The 18,410-nt window shown below is 32.2% G+C and carries 21 protein-coding genes; 11 read left to right on the forward strand and 10 right to left on the reverse strand.

Annotated features, from left to right (window positions below; genetic code table 11):
- Positions 1-510 (forward strand): DUF2480 family protein, encoded by a 510-nt coding sequence (locus EB819_RS09270; RefSeq protein ID WP_069800722.1) that lies wholly within the window; start codon positions 1-3, stop codon positions 508-510.
- A gap of 122 nt (positions 511-632) precedes the next feature.
- Positions 633-1,274 carry a DUF937 domain-containing protein gene (locus EB819_RS09275; protein ID WP_069800720.1) on the forward strand — a complete coding sequence of 214 codons (642 nt, stop codon included), beginning with the start codon at positions 633-635 and terminating at the stop codon, positions 1,272-1,274.
- 35 nt (positions 1,275-1,309) lie between these two features.
- On the opposite strand, the gene EB819_RS13040 is transcribed toward EB819_RS09275, so the two are convergent.
- On the reverse strand, positions 1,310-1,516 hold the full coding sequence (locus EB819_RS13040; protein WP_069800718.1) for a 30S ribosomal protein THX: 207 nt from the start codon (positions 1,514-1,516) through the stop codon (positions 1,310-1,312).
- 325 nt (positions 1,517-1,841) lie between these two features.
- Between EB819_RS13040 and EB819_RS09285 the strand changes: the two genes are divergently transcribed.
- The 5 genes from EB819_RS09285 to EB819_RS09305 all read left to right on the forward strand — a co-directional run bounded on the left by EB819_RS09285 (position 1,842) and on the right by EB819_RS09305 (position 7,486).
- Positions 1,842-2,444 (forward strand): DUF2975 domain-containing protein, encoded by a 603-nt coding sequence (locus EB819_RS09285; RefSeq protein ID WP_069800716.1) that lies wholly within the window; start codon positions 1,842-1,844, stop codon positions 2,442-2,444.
- Between the two features lie 4 nt (positions 2,445-2,448).
- Complete coding sequence (locus EB819_RS09290; protein WP_069800714.1) at positions 2,449-2,658, forward strand: helix-turn-helix domain-containing protein; 210 nt, start codon at positions 2,449-2,451, stop codon at positions 2,656-2,658.
- A 122-nt stretch (positions 2,659-2,780) separates the two neighbouring features.
- Positions 2,781-4,529, forward strand: coding sequence for an aspartate--tRNA ligase (aspS, locus tag EB819_RS09295; protein WP_069800712.1), 1,749 nt, complete (start codon positions 2,781-2,783; stop codon positions 4,527-4,529).
- A 169-nt stretch (positions 4,530-4,698) separates the two neighbouring features.
- Positions 4,699-5,658 (forward strand): Fic family protein, encoded by a 960-nt coding sequence (locus tag EB819_RS09300; RefSeq protein WP_069800710.1) that lies wholly within the window; start codon positions 4,699-4,701, stop codon positions 5,656-5,658.
- 139 nt (positions 5,659-5,797) lie between these two features.
- Complete coding sequence (locus tag EB819_RS09305; protein ID WP_069800708.1) at positions 5,798-7,486, forward strand: putative transporter; 1,689 nt, start codon at positions 5,798-5,800, stop codon at positions 7,484-7,486.
- Positions 7,487-7,570: 84 nt separating this feature from the next.
- Here the strand turns inward: EB819_RS09305 and yajC are convergent, their stop codons facing one another.
- Genes yajC through nusB form a run of 3 tightly spaced genes read right to left on the reverse strand, consistent with a single transcriptional unit; the run spans position 7,571 to position 9,334 of the window.
- Positions 7,571-7,891, reverse strand: a complete 321-nt coding sequence (gene yajC / locus EB819_RS09310) for a preprotein translocase subunit YajC (protein ID WP_069800706.1) — start codon at positions 7,889-7,891, stop codon at positions 7,571-7,573.
- 11 nt (positions 7,892-7,902) lie between these two features.
- Entirely contained in the window at positions 7,903-8,388 is a 486-nt protein-coding gene (locus EB819_RS09315; protein WP_069800704.1) for a DUF1573 domain-containing protein, read from the reverse strand.
- A 40-nt stretch (positions 8,389-8,428) separates the two neighbouring features.
- On the reverse strand, positions 8,429-9,334 hold the full coding sequence (nusB, locus tag EB819_RS09320; RefSeq protein WP_069800703.1) for a transcription antitermination factor NusB: 906 nt from the start codon (positions 9,332-9,334) through the stop codon (positions 8,429-8,431).
- 121 nt (positions 9,335-9,455) lie between these two features.
- Between nusB and EB819_RS09325 the strand changes: the two genes are divergently transcribed.
- Entirely contained in the window at positions 9,456-11,135 is a 1,680-nt protein-coding gene (locus EB819_RS09325; protein ID WP_069800701.1) for an ABC transporter ATP-binding protein, read from the forward strand.
- A gap of 102 nt (positions 11,136-11,237) precedes the next feature.
- The gene (locus EB819_RS09330) at positions 11,238-11,573 is read left to right on the forward strand and encodes a DUF3276 family protein (protein ID WP_069800699.1); all 336 of its coding nucleotides are present in this window, start codon (positions 11,238-11,240) and stop codon (positions 11,571-11,573) included.
- A gap of 78 nt (positions 11,574-11,651) precedes the next feature.
- Here EB819_RS09330 and EB819_RS09335 read toward each other — a convergent pair whose 3' ends face one another.
- From EB819_RS09335 to EB819_RS09360, 6 genes are all read right to left on the reverse strand, one after another.
- Entirely contained in the window at positions 11,652-12,173 is a 522-nt protein-coding gene (locus EB819_RS09335; RefSeq protein WP_069800696.1) for a hypothetical protein, read from the reverse strand.
- A 17-nt stretch (positions 12,174-12,190) separates the two neighbouring features.
- A complete protein-coding gene (locus EB819_RS09340) occupies positions 12,191-12,679 on the reverse strand; it encodes a hypothetical protein (protein ID WP_069800694.1) in 489 nt (162 codons plus the stop codon).
- Between the two features lie 102 nt (positions 12,680-12,781).
- Positions 12,782-14,143 (reverse strand): DUF4153 domain-containing protein, encoded by a 1,362-nt coding sequence (locus EB819_RS09345; RefSeq protein ID WP_069800692.1) that lies wholly within the window; start codon positions 14,141-14,143, stop codon positions 12,782-12,784.
- Between the two features lie 16 nt (positions 14,144-14,159).
- A complete protein-coding gene (locus EB819_RS09350; protein WP_185097647.1) occupies positions 14,160-14,450 on the reverse strand; it encodes a hypothetical protein in 291 nt (96 codons plus the stop codon).
- Positions 14,451-14,603: 153 nt separating this feature from the next.
- Positions 14,604-14,894, reverse strand: coding sequence for a winged helix-turn-helix domain-containing protein (locus EB819_RS09355; protein ID WP_069800690.1), 291 nt, complete (start codon positions 14,892-14,894; stop codon positions 14,604-14,606).
- 33 nt (positions 14,895-14,927) lie between these two features.
- On the reverse strand, positions 14,928-15,545 hold the full coding sequence (locus tag EB819_RS09360; protein WP_245993131.1) for a hypothetical protein: 618 nt from the start codon (positions 15,543-15,545) through the stop codon (positions 14,928-14,930).
- A gap of 203 nt (positions 15,546-15,748) precedes the next feature.
- Between EB819_RS09360 and EB819_RS09365 the strand changes: the two genes are divergently transcribed.
- Positions 15,749-16,897 carry a trans-sulfuration enzyme family protein gene (locus EB819_RS09365; RefSeq protein WP_069800688.1) on the forward strand — a complete coding sequence of 383 codons (1,149 nt, stop codon included), beginning with the start codon at positions 15,749-15,751 and terminating at the stop codon, positions 16,895-16,897.
- A 1-nt stretch (position 16,898) separates the two neighbouring features.
- Entirely contained in the window at positions 16,899-18,395 is a 1,497-nt protein-coding gene (locus EB819_RS09370) for a PLP-dependent transferase (RefSeq protein ID WP_069800687.1), read from the forward strand.
- Positions 18,396-18,410: the final 15 nt, after the last annotated feature.

Below are 18,410 nucleotides of genomic sequence, written 5' to 3' on the forward strand. Positions count from 1 at the left end.
ATGTCAGAAGATTTCGAAATAAAAAATAAAGTAGCAGAAAGCGGTTTGGTGAATTTTGATTTATCAGAACTTTCTCCTAAAGGCAAAAGAATTGGGATAGATTTGAAGGATTTTCTCTTCATGGAAATGATTTTGAAAGAAAAAGATTTCCGCGAAAAAGTTGCAGAAATAGACTCTGAAATCTATCGTGACGCTTATGTTTACGTTTATTGTTCAGTAGACGCTATTGTTCCGATTTGGGCTTATTTCCTCATCACTTCCAAGCTCACAGGAGTTGCTAAAAAAATAGTTTACGGAACCAAAAAAGATTTAGAAGTGGTTTTAATGCACGAAGCCATTTCTCATTATAATTTCGCCGATTTAGAAGCAAAACGCGTTCTCGTAAAAGGTTGCAGCGAAGAAGACATTCCCGAAAATGCTTACATAGAATTGGTAGAAAAACTGAAACCAATTGTAAAATCGCTCATGTTCGGCGAAGCTTGTTCTAATATCCCAATTTTTAAAAATTAATCTTGATTAACAGTGATTTAGATCTATTTTTCAAATTTTAAATTCTTTATAACGTATTAGGTATAAAATTTGCTAACTTTATACATCTTTATAAAAAATTTTAAACATTAAACACCAAAACTATGAGTTTATTAGACCTTATCACAGGAAACGTAGGAAATCAAGTTGCTACAGAAGCCGAAAACAAATTCGGGATTTCTAAATCTCAAATGATTGCTCTTGCTGCAGTAGCTGCTCCTCTTATTATTTCGTATCTTAGAAATAAATCTCAAGATGCCAACGAAGCAGAAGCACTTAATAACGCTTTAGACAGAGACCATGATGGTTCTATCCTAGACAATCCGTCATCTGCTCTAGAAAGAGAACAAGAAGGCGGTTCTATTTTAGACCACATTTTCGGCGGACAAAAAGCTACCGTAGAAAACCAACTTTCTCAAAATACAGGAATTTCTATGGATAAAATCGGGCCAATTCTTGCCATGTTAGCTCCTATTATTATGGGTTACATCGGTAAAGAAAAACAAGCAAACGGTGTAAATGCAGGTGGATTGGGTGATTTATTAGGCGGAATTTTGGGTGGAGCTCAACAACAAGCTCAAGCCGAACCCGCAAATCCTCTTAATGACATTTTAGGAAGTGTTTTAGGCGGTCAACAATCTGGTGGTGGACTAGGAGATATCCTAGGAAGCGTTCTTGGTGGCGGAAACCAAAAACAAAGCGGCGGATTAGGAGATCTTCTTGGAGGAATTCTTGGAGGAAAATAATTTTTAAAAAAATTTCACATAAAAAAAACCGAAGATTATTCTTCGGTTTTTTTCTTTCTAGCAGTTTTTGGCTTTTCTTCAGCCGTTTCTTCTTTAGGTTTTGCTGCTTTTTTAGGTTTTTCAACTTTTGCTTCCACTTTTGGAGCCGCTACTTTAGATGTTCCGGATTTTCTCGGTCTTGTTTTTCCGTAGCTTCCTGCGGTTACTTTTCCTCTTCTCGTTTTTTTATCGCCTTTTCCCATAAATATTAGTTTTAAATGATTGGTTCTTACAAAGTTAATAAAATTAAAATAGTACACAAATGCATTTTATCATCTTAAAAATGTATATTTTTTGGGCGTGCCTTTTTGTTTTTAGCCACTTCATTCCTTTCCAAAAAAAACAAAAAGTCGGTCTTCACCTACAATTCCTCGTGCCAAAGCTTTAGCCTGCGCCTACTGCGGGATTTTCGGTTACGCCCTCACGCAAAATGCAACGCAGAAAAATAAATTTTATCAAAATTTAAAATATTTTATTGTTTTACAATAATTATTTATACATTTGCGATATAACTTTAAAACAAAAATCATGAAACTAATCGGCAAAAACTCTGTCTCTAAGTATTTCAGTTACTTTTTTTTAGTCCTTTTCTTATTTATTGCTTTTCATTTTATTTATGAAATCATTGGTTTTTCTATCCTTTATTATAAGTATAAAACAGGAAGCAATATTTTATCAGAATTCTTTCTTCTAGGAAATGATGTAGGTTGGGCAAAAAATGAATATACCAATCCAATAAAAGATGTTCTGAAATTTAAAATTTATTATCCATTTACAGAACAAAATCTATTAACTGGAATTCACAATAAAAGCTTCATTATCAACAGCTTAATAAGTTCTAGCTATTTTACAGTTTTCAGTTTTGTATGCTATAAAATTACCGAGGCTTTAAGTAAAGATTATATTTTTAATTTAAAAACAATAGATTGGTTCAAAAAATTGGCTTGGTTGAGCATTCTATTTGTTCCTATTCAAATTATTAATTGGTTTTTTAATCTTAATTTAAAAATGAGTGCTAGTCTGCTTTATATTAGCTTTATATTTTTGTCATTAGGAATCATTTTATTCTTTATTATTGCTTTCTTCAAAAAAGGTTATGAATTACAATCCGAAAACGATTTAACAATTTAGAAATATGCCAATCATCATCAATCTAGACGTAATGCTTGCCAAACGCAAAATGCAATCGCAAGAACTCGCAGAAAAAATTGGCATTACACAAGCCAATCTTTCCATACTAAAAACAGGTAAAGCCAAAGCAATAAAACTTTCGACCTTAGAAGCTATTTGTAAAGCTTTGGATTGTCAACCGGCAGATTTATTAGAATATATTCCAGAAAAATAGTTTTTACCATCAAAAAAACTTCTATAATCTCACTTCCATCTTCCATCCTAAAATCTTATCTTTGCAACTTGAAATTCAGAAAAATCTGAAATCAAAAATCTTACATCTAAAATTTAAATTTTATGTTCAGAACGCACACTAACGGAGAACTTACACTCAAAAATCTTAATGAAAAAGTTACACTTTCTGGTTGGGTACAAACCATCAGAGACAAAGGTTTTATGGTTTGGATAGATTTGCGAGACCGTTACGGAATTACACAATTGGTTTTCGATGCAGACAGAACTTCGGCAGAAATTCTAGAAAATGCTAAAAAACTCGGTCGTGAATTTGTGATTCAGGCAGAAGGAACGGTAATTGAACGTGCTTCTAAAAACCCAAAAATTCCAACAGGAGAAATTGAAATTTTAGTAGAAAAATTAACGATTCTCAATAGCGCGGAATTGCCACCTTTCACCATCGAAGACGAAACAGATGGTGGTGAAGAATTGAGAATGAAATACAGATATTTAGACATCCGTAGAAATCCTGTGAAAGACAAACTGATTTTCCGTCACAAAATGGCGCAAAAAGTGAGAAACTATCTTTCAGACAAAGGTTTCATCGAGGTAGAAACGCCAGTTTTGATAAAGTCTACACCAGAAGGAGCGAGAGATTTCGTGGTTCCTAGCAGAATGAATCAAGGACAGTTTTATGCGCTTCCACAATCTCCACAAACTTTCAAACAATTATTGATGGTTGGTGGAATGGACAGATATTTCCAAATTGTGAAATGTTTCCGCGACGAAGATTTGCGTGCAGACCGTCAACCAGAATTTACCCAAATTGACTGCGAAATGGCATTCGTAGAACAAGAAGATGTTTTAGAAATTTTTGAGGGAATGACGGCGCATTTATTGAAAGATATTACAGGAAAAGAATTTGGTAAATTCCCAAGAATGACTTTCGATGAAGCGATGAAAACTTACGGAAACGACAAACCAGACATCCGATTCGGAATGAAATTCGTAGAAGTAAATGAATTGGTTCAAGGAAAAGATTTCAAAATATTTGATGAAGCAGAATTGGTAGTTGGGATTAATGTAGAAGGTTGTGCAGATTATACAAGAAAACAAATTGATGAACTCATCGATTGGGTAAAACGTCCACAAATTGGCGCAACAGGAATGGTTTGGATAAAATTCCAAAATGATGGAGTTGTTACTTCATCGGTAAATAAATTCTACTCTGAAGAAGACTTGAAGAAAATCTCAGAAAAATTCGGCGCAAAAGAAGGAGATTTAATGTTACTAATGAGCGGAAACGCCAATAAAGTGAGAACTCAACTTTCTGCTCTTAGAATGGAATTGGGGAACAGATTAGGCTTAAGAAAAGGTGATGAATTTGCTCCACTTTGGGTAATAGATTTTCCGCTTTTAGAATGGGACGAAGAAACAGGAAGATATCACGCAATGCACCATCCTTTTACTTCGCCAAAACCTGAAGATGTACATTTATTAGAAACCGAACCAGGAAAAGCTAGAGCAAACGCTTATGATATGGTATTGAACGGAAACGAAATTGGCGGTGGTTCCGTAAGGATTTTCAATAAAGAATTGCAGTCAAAAATGTTTGATTTGTTAGGTTTTTCTAAAGAAGAAGCAGAAGCGCAGTTTGGCTTCTTAATGAATGCTTTCAAATTCGGAGCGCCTCCTCACGCTGGATTGGCTTTTGGTTTTGATAGATTAGTTGCTATTTTGGACGGAAACGAAGTGATTAGAGATTACATTGCTTTCCCGAAAAATAATTCTGGACGTGACGTGATGATTGACGCACCTTCACCAATTCACGATGACCAACTTAATGAATTAGCATTGAAAGTGAATTTGTAAAAATATACAATCCTTAAAGGTTTTAGAAACCTTTAAGGATTTAAAAAAAATAATTTATAAATTAGAGCGAGGTTTTTCCCTCGCTTTTTTATTTTTCAATATTATTAACATCGGATAAAACTAAAATTAAACACATCCGATATTAAGAAAATTTTCTTACCTTTGTTAAATGAATTGGCAAAATTATCCTTATCACTTTGAAGGTTTAGAAAAACACCTCGAAAGAATTCTGCAAAAAAAAGCAGAATTAGATCAATTACGCCCAATTCCGAGTTATGCTGTGAAAAGCATTAAAGAGAGTTTAATGCTAGAATGGACTTACAATTCTAACAGCATCGAAGGAAATACTCTTACACTTCACGAAACAAAAATGGTGATTGAAGAAGGTTTCACCATCAAAGGAAAATCTTTGAGAGAACATTTCGAAGCTATAAATCATCAAGAAGCCATCGAATTCGTAGTGTCTTTAATATCGGATAAACAAAATTTAAACAAAACCGATATTATGAGAGTTCATTATTTGGTTTTACAGAAAATTGAAAAAGATTTTGCTGGAATGTTCAGAACTTCTGGAGTTAGAATTTCTGGGGCTAATTTCACTCCACCTAATGCTTTTAAAGTAGATGAATTGGTAACAGAATTAATTGATTGGGTAAATTCATCAGATATGAATATTATTATAAAAGCGGCAATTTTTCACCACAGATTTGTTTGGATTCATCCGTTTTTTGATGGAAATGGTAGAACGGTGCGTTTGATTTTCAATCTTTTATTAATGAGAGAAGGATTTCCTCCTGCAATTATCCTCAAAAATGACAGAAAAAAATATTATGACGCTTTAAACTTGGCAAATAATGGAGATTATTCTAAAATTTTATTATTAGTTCTTCAAGCTTTAGAGAGAAGTTTAGACATTTATTTAGGTTCTCTCAATAATACGTATGATAATTATCGCCCAATTTCTAATATTGTAGAAGAAGAAAGGCTTCCTTATGGACAGGAATACGTAAGTTTATTGGCTAGAAAGGGAAAAATAGACGCTTTCAAGGAAGGTAGAAATTGGCTTACAACCAAAGAAGCCGTACTAGATTACATAGAAAAGCGAGAAAGAAAAAGAAAATTAAATTGATTTTTATAAATTAAGCGAGGTTTTTCCCTCGCTTTTTTTGGAAATTAAACGATTATTTGATTTCTGATATATTTCAGTTTAAAAATATTATTTACGCAATAGCAATAGCGTAACTTTGCACTACTAAAAAACTATTATTATGTTCGAGTGGCTTAAAACCTTACTTTTCCCAACTGAAGACCCAAGTGTAATTCAATCATTAGTTACCATAATGCTTGCAATAGGTACTGGAGTTTTCTTTGGAAGATTGAAAATGGGCAAAATTACCTTCGGTGTTTCTGCAGTAATGTTTACTGGATTAATCTTGGGGCATTTTGGCTATAGAATGAATGAAGAAATATTCGATTTCATTAGAGATTTTGGTTTGATATTGTTTGTTTATGGTATCGGATTACAAGTAGGACCATCATTCTTCTCTTCTTTTAGAAATGAAGGTTTAAAGTTTAATATCCTTGCTGTTTCTACAGTTTTATTCGGCGGATTCATAACTTTTCTACTCTTTAAATTCACAGGAGTTAGCATAGAAAACTTGGTGGGAATTATGAGTGGTGCTGTAACCAATACACCAGGTTTAGGAGCTGCTAAAAATACCATTGTAGAATTAAAAAATCAGTTTCCAGATAAAACATTTGATGACCCAACAATTGGTTACGCCATCACTTATCCTTTAGGTGTTTTTGGAATCATTGGTGTCATTATTTTATCTAAAGTTCTTCTAAAAATTCATCCTGATGTAGAAATGAGAAAATTCAGAATGAACAAAATTAATCGCGAAGAACCATTAATTCACAAAAAACTAAGAGTTACGAATCCTCAATATTTTGGAATTCCCTTAGGTGAAGTAATTAACAGTATAGGTCATGAAATTGTAGTTTCTAGATTGAAACACAGTGGCGAGGTTTCTGTTTTTTCGCCAAAATTAGACACAGAACTTCAAGACAGAGATGTACTGATGATTGTAGGAAAAGAAGCTGATTTACAAGACTTCATCAAAAAAGTAGGAAGACCTTCTACTGACTCTTTCATAGAATCTGATTCTGATATTAACAAGAAAAATATTTTCGTGACCAAACCTTCTGCAGTTCACAAAACACTCTCAGATTTAGATTTGTACAATGCGTATGATGTAAAAGTAACTAGAGTTTTCAGAGCGGGTAAAGAAATGATTCCTAGACCAAGTTTAGAACTTTTCTACGGAGATATTTTGAGAGTTATTGGTACTGACCAAGGTATTAAAGAAGCAGAAAAAATCATTGGTAATCAAGAGAAAAAATTAATAGAACCAGATTTCTTATCACTTTTCGGAGGTTTATTAATAGGGATTATCGTAGGTTCTATTCCATTAGTGATTCCTGGTTTACCAATTCCTTTAAAATTAGGATTTGCAGCAGGACCACTGATTGTAGCATTGCTTATTTCTAGATATGGTGGTATTTCTTTCATTCACTCTTATATCAATAACGGAGCGACTTATTTCATGAAAGATTTAGGAATTTGTTTATTCTTTGCAGCAGTAGGTATCCATGCAGGAGAAGGATTCTATGAAAACTTCATCAAATATAACGGTTGGCTATGGATTTTATATGGTTCTGCAGTAACTTTCATTCCATTAATCTTAATGGTGATTGTAGGAAGATTTTTCTTAAAAATCAATTATTTACAATTGGTAGGAATTATGAGCGGAAGTTATACAGACCCAGCTGCATTATCATTTAGTACCAATTATTTAGATTCTGACATTCCAATCCAAAGCTATGCGCAAGTTTATCCTTTGGTTACCATTGCCAGAATTTTTACCGCAAGTTTATTAATCTTGCTACTGACTTAAAAATTAATCTTTGACCCAATAAAAAAAATTCCATCAAATTATTGATGGAATTTTTATTTTATAGAATTTCTAAATTTTTTAAAATTATTTTCCTACTGTTTCAGGGAATCTAGCTTCTGTAAATTCTCTAGAAATAGCAGCTTTTTCGAATTTTAATTTACCACTCATGGTTTCTAAAATTACACCATCTTCTACTACTTGTACAATTTTAGCATGCATACCAGAAGTGGTTACTACTCTAGCGCCTGGTTTTAGAGAATCTTGAAATTGTCTTTCTTTCTTTTGCTTGGTAGTCTGTGGTCTCAAGATTAAGAAGTAGAAAATTACAATCATTAAGACAAATGGTAAAATCATTGAGAAGAAATCACCTCCACCTTGTGCTTGTAGAAATATTGTTGTAAACATTTTTTTATTTTTTAGGGTTGAATATCTGCTGAGAATCTAATTTCGATAGGAACTTGTGCTACGTTTGCATACACTTCTGCTGATTTATACACTATACCATCAAAATTAGTAGAATCAAATTTTAGCGTAATTTGACCTTTTTGACCAGGCATAATTGGATCTTTAGTATAATCTGGAGCTGTACATCCGCAACCTGGTTTTACCGCAGAAATAATCAAAGGATTTTTACCTGTGTTGGTTACCTCGTAAACGTGTTCTACCACATCTCCTTTTTTGATTTTTCCGAAATTAAAATCTGGTTCAGAAAGTGCTAATGTAGTTTCTGCATGATTTTTTGCTTCGCTTACTAAATCACTTTGTTTCACCACTCTGTCATCTGCAAAAGGATCTTTTTGCTCTGTTGTAGTAGTAGCAGTTGATGTTTCTGCTGCTTCATTTTTTTTACAAGAAGCTAAAGTCAAAACAGCTAATAAGCTTAAACCTAAAATTCTTTTCATTGATTCTGATTTTTAAAATTTCCTCAAATTTAATCAAAATTTATGCTCTAGAAATATCTTTCGTGTATTTATCTAAGATTCCATTCACAAAAATCTGACTTCTATCGGTAGCAAACACTTTAGAAACCTCTATATATTCGTTTATAATCACTTTTGCTGGAGTGAGAGGGAAATTATCTATCTCTGTAATAGCTGTAATTAAAATCAATCTATCCATTAAAGAAATTCTTTCTAAATCCCAATTTTCTAGTCTTTCTTCGATTTTTTTCTCAGAATTTTCCCAGTGAGAAATGCTTTGTAATAATAATTTTTTAGCAAAATGTCTGTCTTCTTCATCTTTAAGCATTTTGATTAAAGTATGACTCGGCTGATTTTGTTTCATAAAACCAATGGTCTTCTGAATCATAGAATTCGAGATATGAAAATCATCTGCCCAAGACAATTCTAATTCTTCTAAACGCTCATGAAAATCTTCATTTTCGGCAACATATTTTAGAAATAATTTCCCAACAAACTTTTGGTCTTCTTCAAAACTTAGGCTTTCTTCGGCCATATATTCTTGGTAACGCTTACTCGCAACGATTCTCTGAAATGTTTTCACCAACAATTCATCGTGTAAGTCCCACTGATATTTTTTGTGTTTTGAGTTAAAGGAAAGTCTTTCTTCGTTTTGATCAAGCTGTAAAAAAACTTGATTATTCACGAATTTCATGTTAGGATTAAGGTCTTCTTCAGTCTTAATAAATTTATTTTTACCGATTTCAATTTGTCTTTCGGCAAGATCTTTTAATGCAACCAAGAAATTGAGTTGATAAATATAGAGATAATAGATTTTTTCAATCTCTGTAAACATATTTTTCTCTAAAACATCAGTTTTTATAGGATTCTGATGATAAGAATATAGTGTCTGCACTACTTTTTCGCGGATTTGTCTTCTTCCTAACATTTTCAAAGAGCTTTTAATAAGATGCTGCAAAGATAGAAAAAAATGCTGGAAGTAAGAAACATGAAGTCAGAAGTTATTTTTGCTTCTTTTTCAAACTTATATTTTCTGTATTTTTGCAACTATGAATTCACTTAAAACGCTTAATCCTTACTTTTGGAAACACAGAGTTCTGCTATTTTGGGGCTTGCTATTTATCATAGCATCTAACTTTTTTGCTATTTATCAAGTTCAGTTTGTAGGCCAGAGTGTAGATGTTATCAAAAGTGTTTTAGATAAAAAAAGTGTAGATAAAGAATTATTATTCAATACTTTACTGATTAATGGCGCCATTATCGTAGGAACTTCAGTATTGTCTGGCGTTTTCAGATTTATGATGAGACAAACCATTATTGTAGCTTCTAGAAGAATAGAATACGAACTCAAAAATAAAATTTACAGACATTACCAAGAGCTTTCGCTTACTACTTATAAAAAAACCACAATTGGTGATTTACTGAACAGACTTTCTGAAGATGTAGTGGCAATTAGAATGTACCTTGGTCCTGGTGTAATGTATGTGGTGAACTTGGTGATTTTATTAGTCATCACGAGTATTTACATGCTCATGACTAATGTGCAAATGACACTTTGGACACTTATTCCACTTCCTATTTTGTCTTTTTTGATTTATAAAGTAAGTTCTATTATCAACCGAAAATCTAAAATTATGCAGAAAAGCCAAAGTGCGATTTCTACATTTGTACAAGATAGTTTTTCGGGAATTAGAGTGGTAAAATTTTTCAACAAAGAAAAATACATCGAAAAAAATTACGGCGAAAAGGTAAAAGATTATCAAGACAAAGCATTAGATTTAGCCAAAACAGAAGCGTATTTCTTCACCATTATTTTATTTGTTATCGGTTTATTAAATGTTGCCATTTTATATATCGGTGGTAAAAATTATTTCGAAGGAAAACTTACGGTAGGAACCATCGCAGATTTCTTCATGTATATTAACATTCTGATTTGGCCATTTTCTATGGTAGGTTGGGTTTCATCTGTTAATCAAAGAGCTGCTGCTTCTATGACCAGAGTGAATGAATTTTTGGACATAAAATCTGAAATTGTAAATAAAAATTTCGACCAATACGAAATTAAAGGTGATATAGAATTCAGAAATGTTTCTTACACCTATCCTAATACAGGAATTAAAGCTTTAGAAAATCTAAGTTTCAAACTAGAAGCTGGGAAATCTATGGCAATTATGGGAAAAACGGGCAGCGGAAAATCTACTATCGCATTGTTACTATGCAGGTTAATTGATCCCGATGAAGGAGAAATTTTAATTGATGGGAAAAATCTGAAAGACCATAATCTAGAATTATACAGAAAACACATTGGCTATATTCCTCAGGAAAGTTACCTATTCTCGGATACGATTGAGAATAACATTGGCTTTGCAATAGACCATCCTACGCATGATTTGGTAGAAGAATTTGCAAAAAAAGCAGATGTGCATAAGAATATTGTAGAATTCAAAGACCAATATAAAACCATGGTTGGCGAACGTGGTGTAATGCTTTCTGGAGGGCAAAAACAGCGTATTTGTATCGCAAGAGCACTCATCAAAAAACCAGAAATCCTCATCTTTGATGATTCGCTTTCTGCACTCGATACAGAGACCGAAGAAAACATCCTTCAAAACATAGAAAAAGATATTAAATCTTGCACTTCTATCATCATAACTCACAGAGAATCAAGCGCAAAAAGAGCCGACTTTATTCTAAACCTTAGTGATTTAGATGCTACAGAAAACTCGTAAAAACTTAAAAATTACGCTAAAATCTCAATTTCTTTAAAATTTATTTTGAGATTAAAAGAAATCTTTTATATTTGTTCAATAGGATTTCTAAAATAAGTAACAATGAGTGATTACAAGGAGAGAAACGAAAATGAAATTTTCACAAAGGTGTTGAAGGCAGGTAGAAGAACTTATTTCTTTGATGTGCGCGAAACAAAAGCAGGAGACTATTATCTTACCATTACAGAAAGTAAAAAGAATTTTGGTGAGAATGGAGAAGCAACTTTCGAGAAGCATAAAATCTATTTATACAAAGAAGATTTTGCAAGTTTCAGAGAAATGTTTAATGAATCTACAGATTTTATCATCGCTCAAAAAGGTGAGGACGTAATTTCTGAAAAACATGACAAAGACTTTAAGTCTAGATCTTTCACAATCGAATCTGACGACGAAGTATAAAATTAAAAAAGCATCCTTTTTTAGGATGCTTTTATATTTTTAAATGATTCTTTTGATCCAAATTCTTGGATTATTTTTCTATTGATTTGGCGCAGGAATACTTGAAAATCTCATACTAATAGTGAGATTAGTATCATTAGTTGCCGTATTTTTCAATACATAAGCTACTCTAGCTTTCACAGAACCGCTTTTTACAATTTGGTCTAAAATTTTAGAAGTATCTGGATCTAAATTGAGCGTATTCCCAATATTAGAGCCAATATCTGTTCTTTGAGCCACTAAAATTTCACCAGTGTTGTTTCCAGAAAGATAAACTTTGATGGATTTAAAAATTCCCAATTCGCCATTCGTACTCAAGTTGGTAGCAGTTGCTTTAGCACTAGAAATTCTAATATCTTGAACCATGCTGGTTCCTGCTCCTACATATTGAGCGAAACTTGTAGCAGAAGACGTTACAGAAATTTCTTGATTTCCTGGCACTCCAGAAGAAACCAAAACATTAGTGGTATAAGGAACGGTATTCTGCACGATGCTTTGCACTGTACCACAACTCACTGTGGTAGCTGCAATTACAAAAGCTGATAAAATTAAATTTTTCATATTTACATTTTTTTATTTTATTCTACTGTCACGGAGATATTTCCCTTCAATTTTCCTTCTGCCATGAGATTTTTGCCAAAAACAATCTTATAGGTTCCGCTTTGTTTTTTAGCATATTTCATTTCTCTCGAAAAAGGACCATCCGCAGAACCATCTGGTAAAATAATTTGATTGATTCTGAGATTTCTACCTTTTTCTACAGTATTGATTTTAGCAGAAAGAGTGGGCTTATTAAAATTTTTAATCACCAGAATAAACTGTTGGTTCTCATCTGTAAACTCTTCACCAATGGTAAATGGAAGTTGAGAAGCATCTACAGTTCTGATGATTTTATTACCTTCTACCTTTCTCATTGCACCTCGTCTTCCTTGTGATGGTTGAGAAGAATTATTTTCCATGATTTCTGTTTTAGTGGTAGTTGTATTTGCATTTTGAGAAATTCCGTTGTTTGTACAACAACTCACTCCCAAAATAGAACTCCACAAAACATTAATTAAAATTTTCATATCATCTGGTTTATCATTAGCGAGCTAATATTATACCAAAGTTACTTAATAAATTGTAGAATATTCAGCTTGATGTAAATGTTGTAACAATTCGTTAGAATTCTAAAAATCTAATGTTTCGTAGTACAGAATTTTTGATAAAAACGGCTTTTTATCATTCAACTCTTTTTCATAATTCGATCTTTCACTCATTTCTTTCGGGAATTTTTCTTGAAGAATTTTATCATTGTAATTCAAAGAATACAGAAATTTAAAATCTGCTTTTTCGTTATTAATATTGTAAACTGTGGCAAGATTTCCCCAATTGATAAAACTACACACTAAAATCGTTCCGTAGAAATACCAAACCATTTGGTTAAAAAGATAAGCATTGGTTTTTTGCTGATGATTTTTAATGAAAGTGAAAATCAATCCAATAATGGCTAAAATTAAAAACGCATAAACACCTAATCTTTTGTAGGTTAAACCTAAATTGAATACGTATTCAGAATTTTTCGCAAAAGCTGAAATCACTAAAACGGTATTCAGAAATACCCAAATTTTAGCTAAAATTTTCAAAGATTTCGCTTGATTATCAAAATTGAAACTGCCTTTAAAATAGAACATAATCACACCGATTGCCATCACAATACTCGCAATTACCGCTCCTACTCTTTCGTGCGTTTCTTCGGCAAGTTGATTAGCCGTAGCTTTTGGTAATTCTACAAACTGCTCATAATTAAACGTAATGATGAAGAATAATAATAAAATATTCAATGCTACAAAGGAAACTACACCGCTTAATCTTTCAAAAGGAAGGTCTAGAAAATCGTAAGTAGGTTTCAATTTCTTGTCTTCATTCAAAAAATCGTTTTTCAAATAATGATTGTTCTTGATAAAAAATTCATAAATCGAAAAGTTGAAATAATTAAAAGCCAAGAAAAACCCTAAAATACTTAATGCAATCACTTGCCAAAGATAAATATCTAATTCATAATCAGAAAAAAGCGAAGCAAAATGTGAACTTCCGTGTGTATAAATCGCAAAGAAAATCAACAGAAGAAAAGCTGGGATTAAGACCACCGCTAAAATTTTTTGCCAAAAACTTTCGGTTTTTCTCTGTGGCAACCATTGTTCGAACTGAAAAACACGGTAAATAAAAGTCACAAAATTAATTGCAAAAACTGGAATCACAAGAATGGATTTAAGTTCTTTGTTTTTGGAAGTGAAACCCAATAAAAAAAGCGAAGTGAAAATGGCAAAAAAAGAGGCAAAATCACCATACCAAGCAAAAGCAATACTGCTTAAAATGCTGGTCGCCAAAACTGAATAAAAAGTTCGGGTTTTGAATCTTTTTTCGGTATTAAAATAAGTAAGAACCGCAACCAAAATTCCTAAAATACCGATATTTAATCCAGGTTCTTGGTCATAAAACAATACAACAAACATTGCTGTAAGTAAAAAGATTAAGTGATGTGTTTTCATAATTTTTTTTATAAAATTAACTTCCCGCAACTGGACTTCCGAAAATTCCTACCGCTAATTCTGCCCAAATAAGAAATAATGCTAACAGAATTAAGACGATGTAAAACATTCTTCTCGCATTCTTTTTCTCCATTTTCAAAACCATATCTACGCAAAATGCGGTTCCAAAAAGAAAAATTCCAGCGATTAAAAAGTCAAAACCAGACCAATTAATTTCTTTGGTAAACTGCATTCCAATAAACGGAATAACTAATAGTAAAGCTGCCAATCCATAGATGACGAAGCTTCTTTGTTTGTTTGTTATCATAATTTTTAATTTAAATTTCATTTAAAGTACTTTGAATTACAAAGTTAATTCTTAAAAAATTAAAGGATTGCTCCTTTTTGATTTTTGACTAATTGTTGTCAGTTGATTGTTTTAAATTTTCAATTCTCCACTTTTAATTTTCAATTTAAAAAATTACTTTCCTAATAATTTTTCTAAAGCTGACAGATGTTCTTCGAAAGCTTTTCTTCCTGCTTGTGTAACTCGATAAGATGTTTTTGGTTTTTTGCCTACAAATTCCTTCTTGATTTCTATGTAATTAGATTTTTCTAATGCAGAACTGTGACTTGCTAAATTTCCGTCAGTTACTTCTAAAAGTTGCTTCATTTCATTAAAATCAACCCAATCGTTAACCATCAGAACGGACATAATACCCAATCTGACACGGCTTTCAAATTCTTTGTTGAGTTGAGAAATCTTTAACATTTAATCAATTCTTTTACTAATTTATTTTTGATTTTACTTATACTTCGTATGCATTATCAAACCATAAACAATATGCAAAACTCCAAAACCAATAGCCCAGAAAAATAAACCATACCCTAAAAAGAACAGTGATACAATTCCTAATGCCATTTCGCACAATCCTAAATATTTAATGTCAGAAAAAGTGTAATTTCCTGCATTAAACAGTGCTAATCCATAGAAAATTAAAGTGGCTGGAGAAAGTAAACCATGTAAACCGTGATACAATAATCCTGCGCAAAATAAACCTCCAATTCCTAATGGAATGGCAAAGTTATACAACAATTTTTTGGTGGTAACATCCCAAATTTGGAGATGATGGGCTTTGCTTTTTTTAATGGTAAAATAAGCTCCCGAAGAAATCGCTAAAACCATAATAATAATCGCTACGATAACCAAATGAGTAATGATATCTTTTTCATAGTATTTTACAGTTCCCTCGAAATAATCTACACCATTTTTTTTGAAAAAGAAATAAACATAAATAGCACCAGCTAAAGCAAATAATCCTGCAAAAACGCCAGAAATTCCGCTCAAAGAAATAAATCGAGAGCTTTTTTCCATCATTTTTCTGATGTGCTGCAAGTCTTCTTGGTAGTTTTGATTTTCCATAAATAAAGCACTTTGAAATACAAAGTTATAAATTTTATTCAACCAACCAAACATTTTTAAAAAAATTATCAAAAAAACATTCATAGAATTAAAACTCACAAAAACCTCCACAAAATCATTAAAAATTACCATCAAAAACATTATTTTCACTTACTTTGTATTGAAATTGATTAAAAATTCAATTTTTCTAATAAAATTTTAAAATGAAAATCGAAACACTTCTTGCCAATCTTGCCCTCAATTCAGATTTCAAAGATCCTTATGGAGCTTCGCACTTCCCTATTTACAACACGGCAACTTTTGATCTTAAAAAACAGGAAGGAAATGAAAGAATCTATGATTATTCTAGATCTGATAATCCTACCAGAAATGCGCTAGAAAATATTTTTGCAAAAGCAGAAAATGGTTTTGGTTGTGTTTGTACCAATACAGGAATTGCAGCAATTTCGGTACTTTTTGAAACAGTTCTCAAAAACGGAGACACTGTTTTGGTAGAAAACGACAGTTATGGCGGAACGTACAGATTGCTAAAAGTGCTTACCGAAAAAAACAATATTAAAACCATTTATACTGATTTTACCAATCTCAATTTGGTAGAAGAAGAACTCAAAAACAACGAAATCTCTTTAATCTTATGCGAATCACCTACCAATCCAAGTCTTAAAATTATAGATTTAGAAGAAATTGGTAAACTCAGCAAAAAATACAACACGCTTTTTGCGGTAGACAATAGTATGGCGACTTTCGTTTCTCAGAAACCTCTAGATTTGGGCGCAGATTTTTCGGTGTTTTCTACCACCAAATTCATTTCTGGTCACGGCAGTGTAACCGCAGGAGCGGTGGTTTCTAAAACCAAAGAACTTCACCAAAAAGTAAGATTTTACGCCAATGCTTATGGAAATGCTCAAAGTCCTATGGATGTTTATTTAACTTCTCTTGGTCTGCCAACTTTGGTTTACCGAATGAAGGCACAAGAAGAAAGCGCTCTAATAATTGCCAAATTTTTGAAAAATTTCCCTCAAATTAAATCGGTAAAATTCCCTGCTTTAGAAGATTTTGAACAATATGGCTTGGCAAAAAAACAGATGAGCATTATTCCGGCAGTACTTACTATTCAATTTCAAGACGAAGAAACTGCCAACCAACTCATAAATAACACAAAACTTTTCGAGAAAAAAGTGTCTTACGGAACTTCAGATTCTAGGTTAGAAATTCCCGCAAAAATGAGTCACGCTACCAATTCAAAAGACAGTTTAGCGTCTAAAGGAATAGACAATGCTACCGTCAGAATTTCCGTCGGTTTAGAAAATACTGAAGATTTAATCGAAGATTTATCACAAGCTTTACAATAAAATGACATACAAAATTCAACATATTCCACTAGGAAACTCACTTCCAATCAATAATCCGCATTCTGTTTCGGTAAGTTTACCTTCATTACAAAATGTAATTGATTATGAAGAAAATAAACCAGAATTACTAAACCAACTCACCAGCGGTTATCCCAGATTTTTTAAAAATAAACTGGTTCAGAAATTAGAAGAATATGTAAAAAACCTTCATCAAATCGATGATGAAAAGGTTCTATTTCCTATTACTTCACCACAAGCAAAAACCATAATAGAATATATCTTTAACGAACAATTTGAATGCGTAACATTAGAAAATGTTTGCTTTTTAGTTTTACCAAAAAACCACGAAAAACTAATTCCTATCAAGAAAATTATTCAAAACATCGGGGCAATCATCAGCTCTAGAAATGCCGAAAAAATTCTTTTTGACAAAGGTATTATTCATCATCTCTTCCAAGAAGAAAGATTAGAAATAGAAAATCCACAATCAGAAATCATCCAAATTCTTTCCGAAGCTTATTCTGCAAAAAAAGAAAATATATTTTTGACCAATTCTGGTACCAATGCTGTTTTTTCTGCCATAGAAACTTTGACTAAAATCAAGAAAAATGAAGGAAAAACCCTGAATGTGCAACTCGGTTGGTTGTACTTAGATTCAATCGACATCATCAAAAAAAGAAGTGACGAAAGTTTTCTTTACATCAATATTCATCAAAAAGAACAATTTGAAAATTGGTTGGTAGAAAACCATCAAAAAGTCGCCAACATCATTTCTGAAACCGTAAGCAATCCTATTTTACAATGTTTAGATTTGCCTTGGCTGTCTTCACTTTGTAAAAAATACGAAATTGGTTTGATTTTAGACCACACTATGGCAAGTCCGTTTTGTGCAGAAGCTTTGCCTTATTGCGATATTGCGGTAGAAAGTCTTACAAAATTTGCCTGTGGAAACGCAAATATTTTAATGGGAGCTATTATGGTGAACGAAAATTCGCCTTATCAAGACCTGATAAAATCAGAAATTGAAAAATATACCCTGATACCATATCTGTTAGATTGTCAAAGATTGGCTTTTGAAATGCAGGAATATGAAGTGAGAATGCAGAAAATTTCTAAAAATGTTTCTCAAGTTTATGACTATCTAAAAACGCAAGATTTTGTAGAAAAAATCTACTCTATTTATGAAGAAAATTCTTGGCAAAATTTCCAAAAAATTAGAAAAAACAACAATCATATTGGTCTCATTACGGTAATTTTCAAAAAACCATTGGCACAATGTTATGACGCACTCAATTTCTCGAAAGGTCCAAGTTTAGGAACAGAATTTACCTTAGCAATGCCATATACTTACTTGGCTCATTATGATTTATTACAAACCGAAGAAGGCAAAAAATTCTTAGAAGAAGCCAGATTAGATGCTAAAATTATCAGAATTTCTGTAGGCATAGAACCTATAGAAGATATTATTAATGAATTTGAAAAAATAAAACGATTGTAGATTTTAGATTTACGA

It is taken from the genome of Cloacibacterium normanense (genome assembly GCF_003860565.1).
GTDB classification, from domain to species: domain Bacteria; phylum Bacteroidota; class Bacteroidia; order Flavobacteriales; family Weeksellaceae; genus Cloacibacterium; species Cloacibacterium normanense.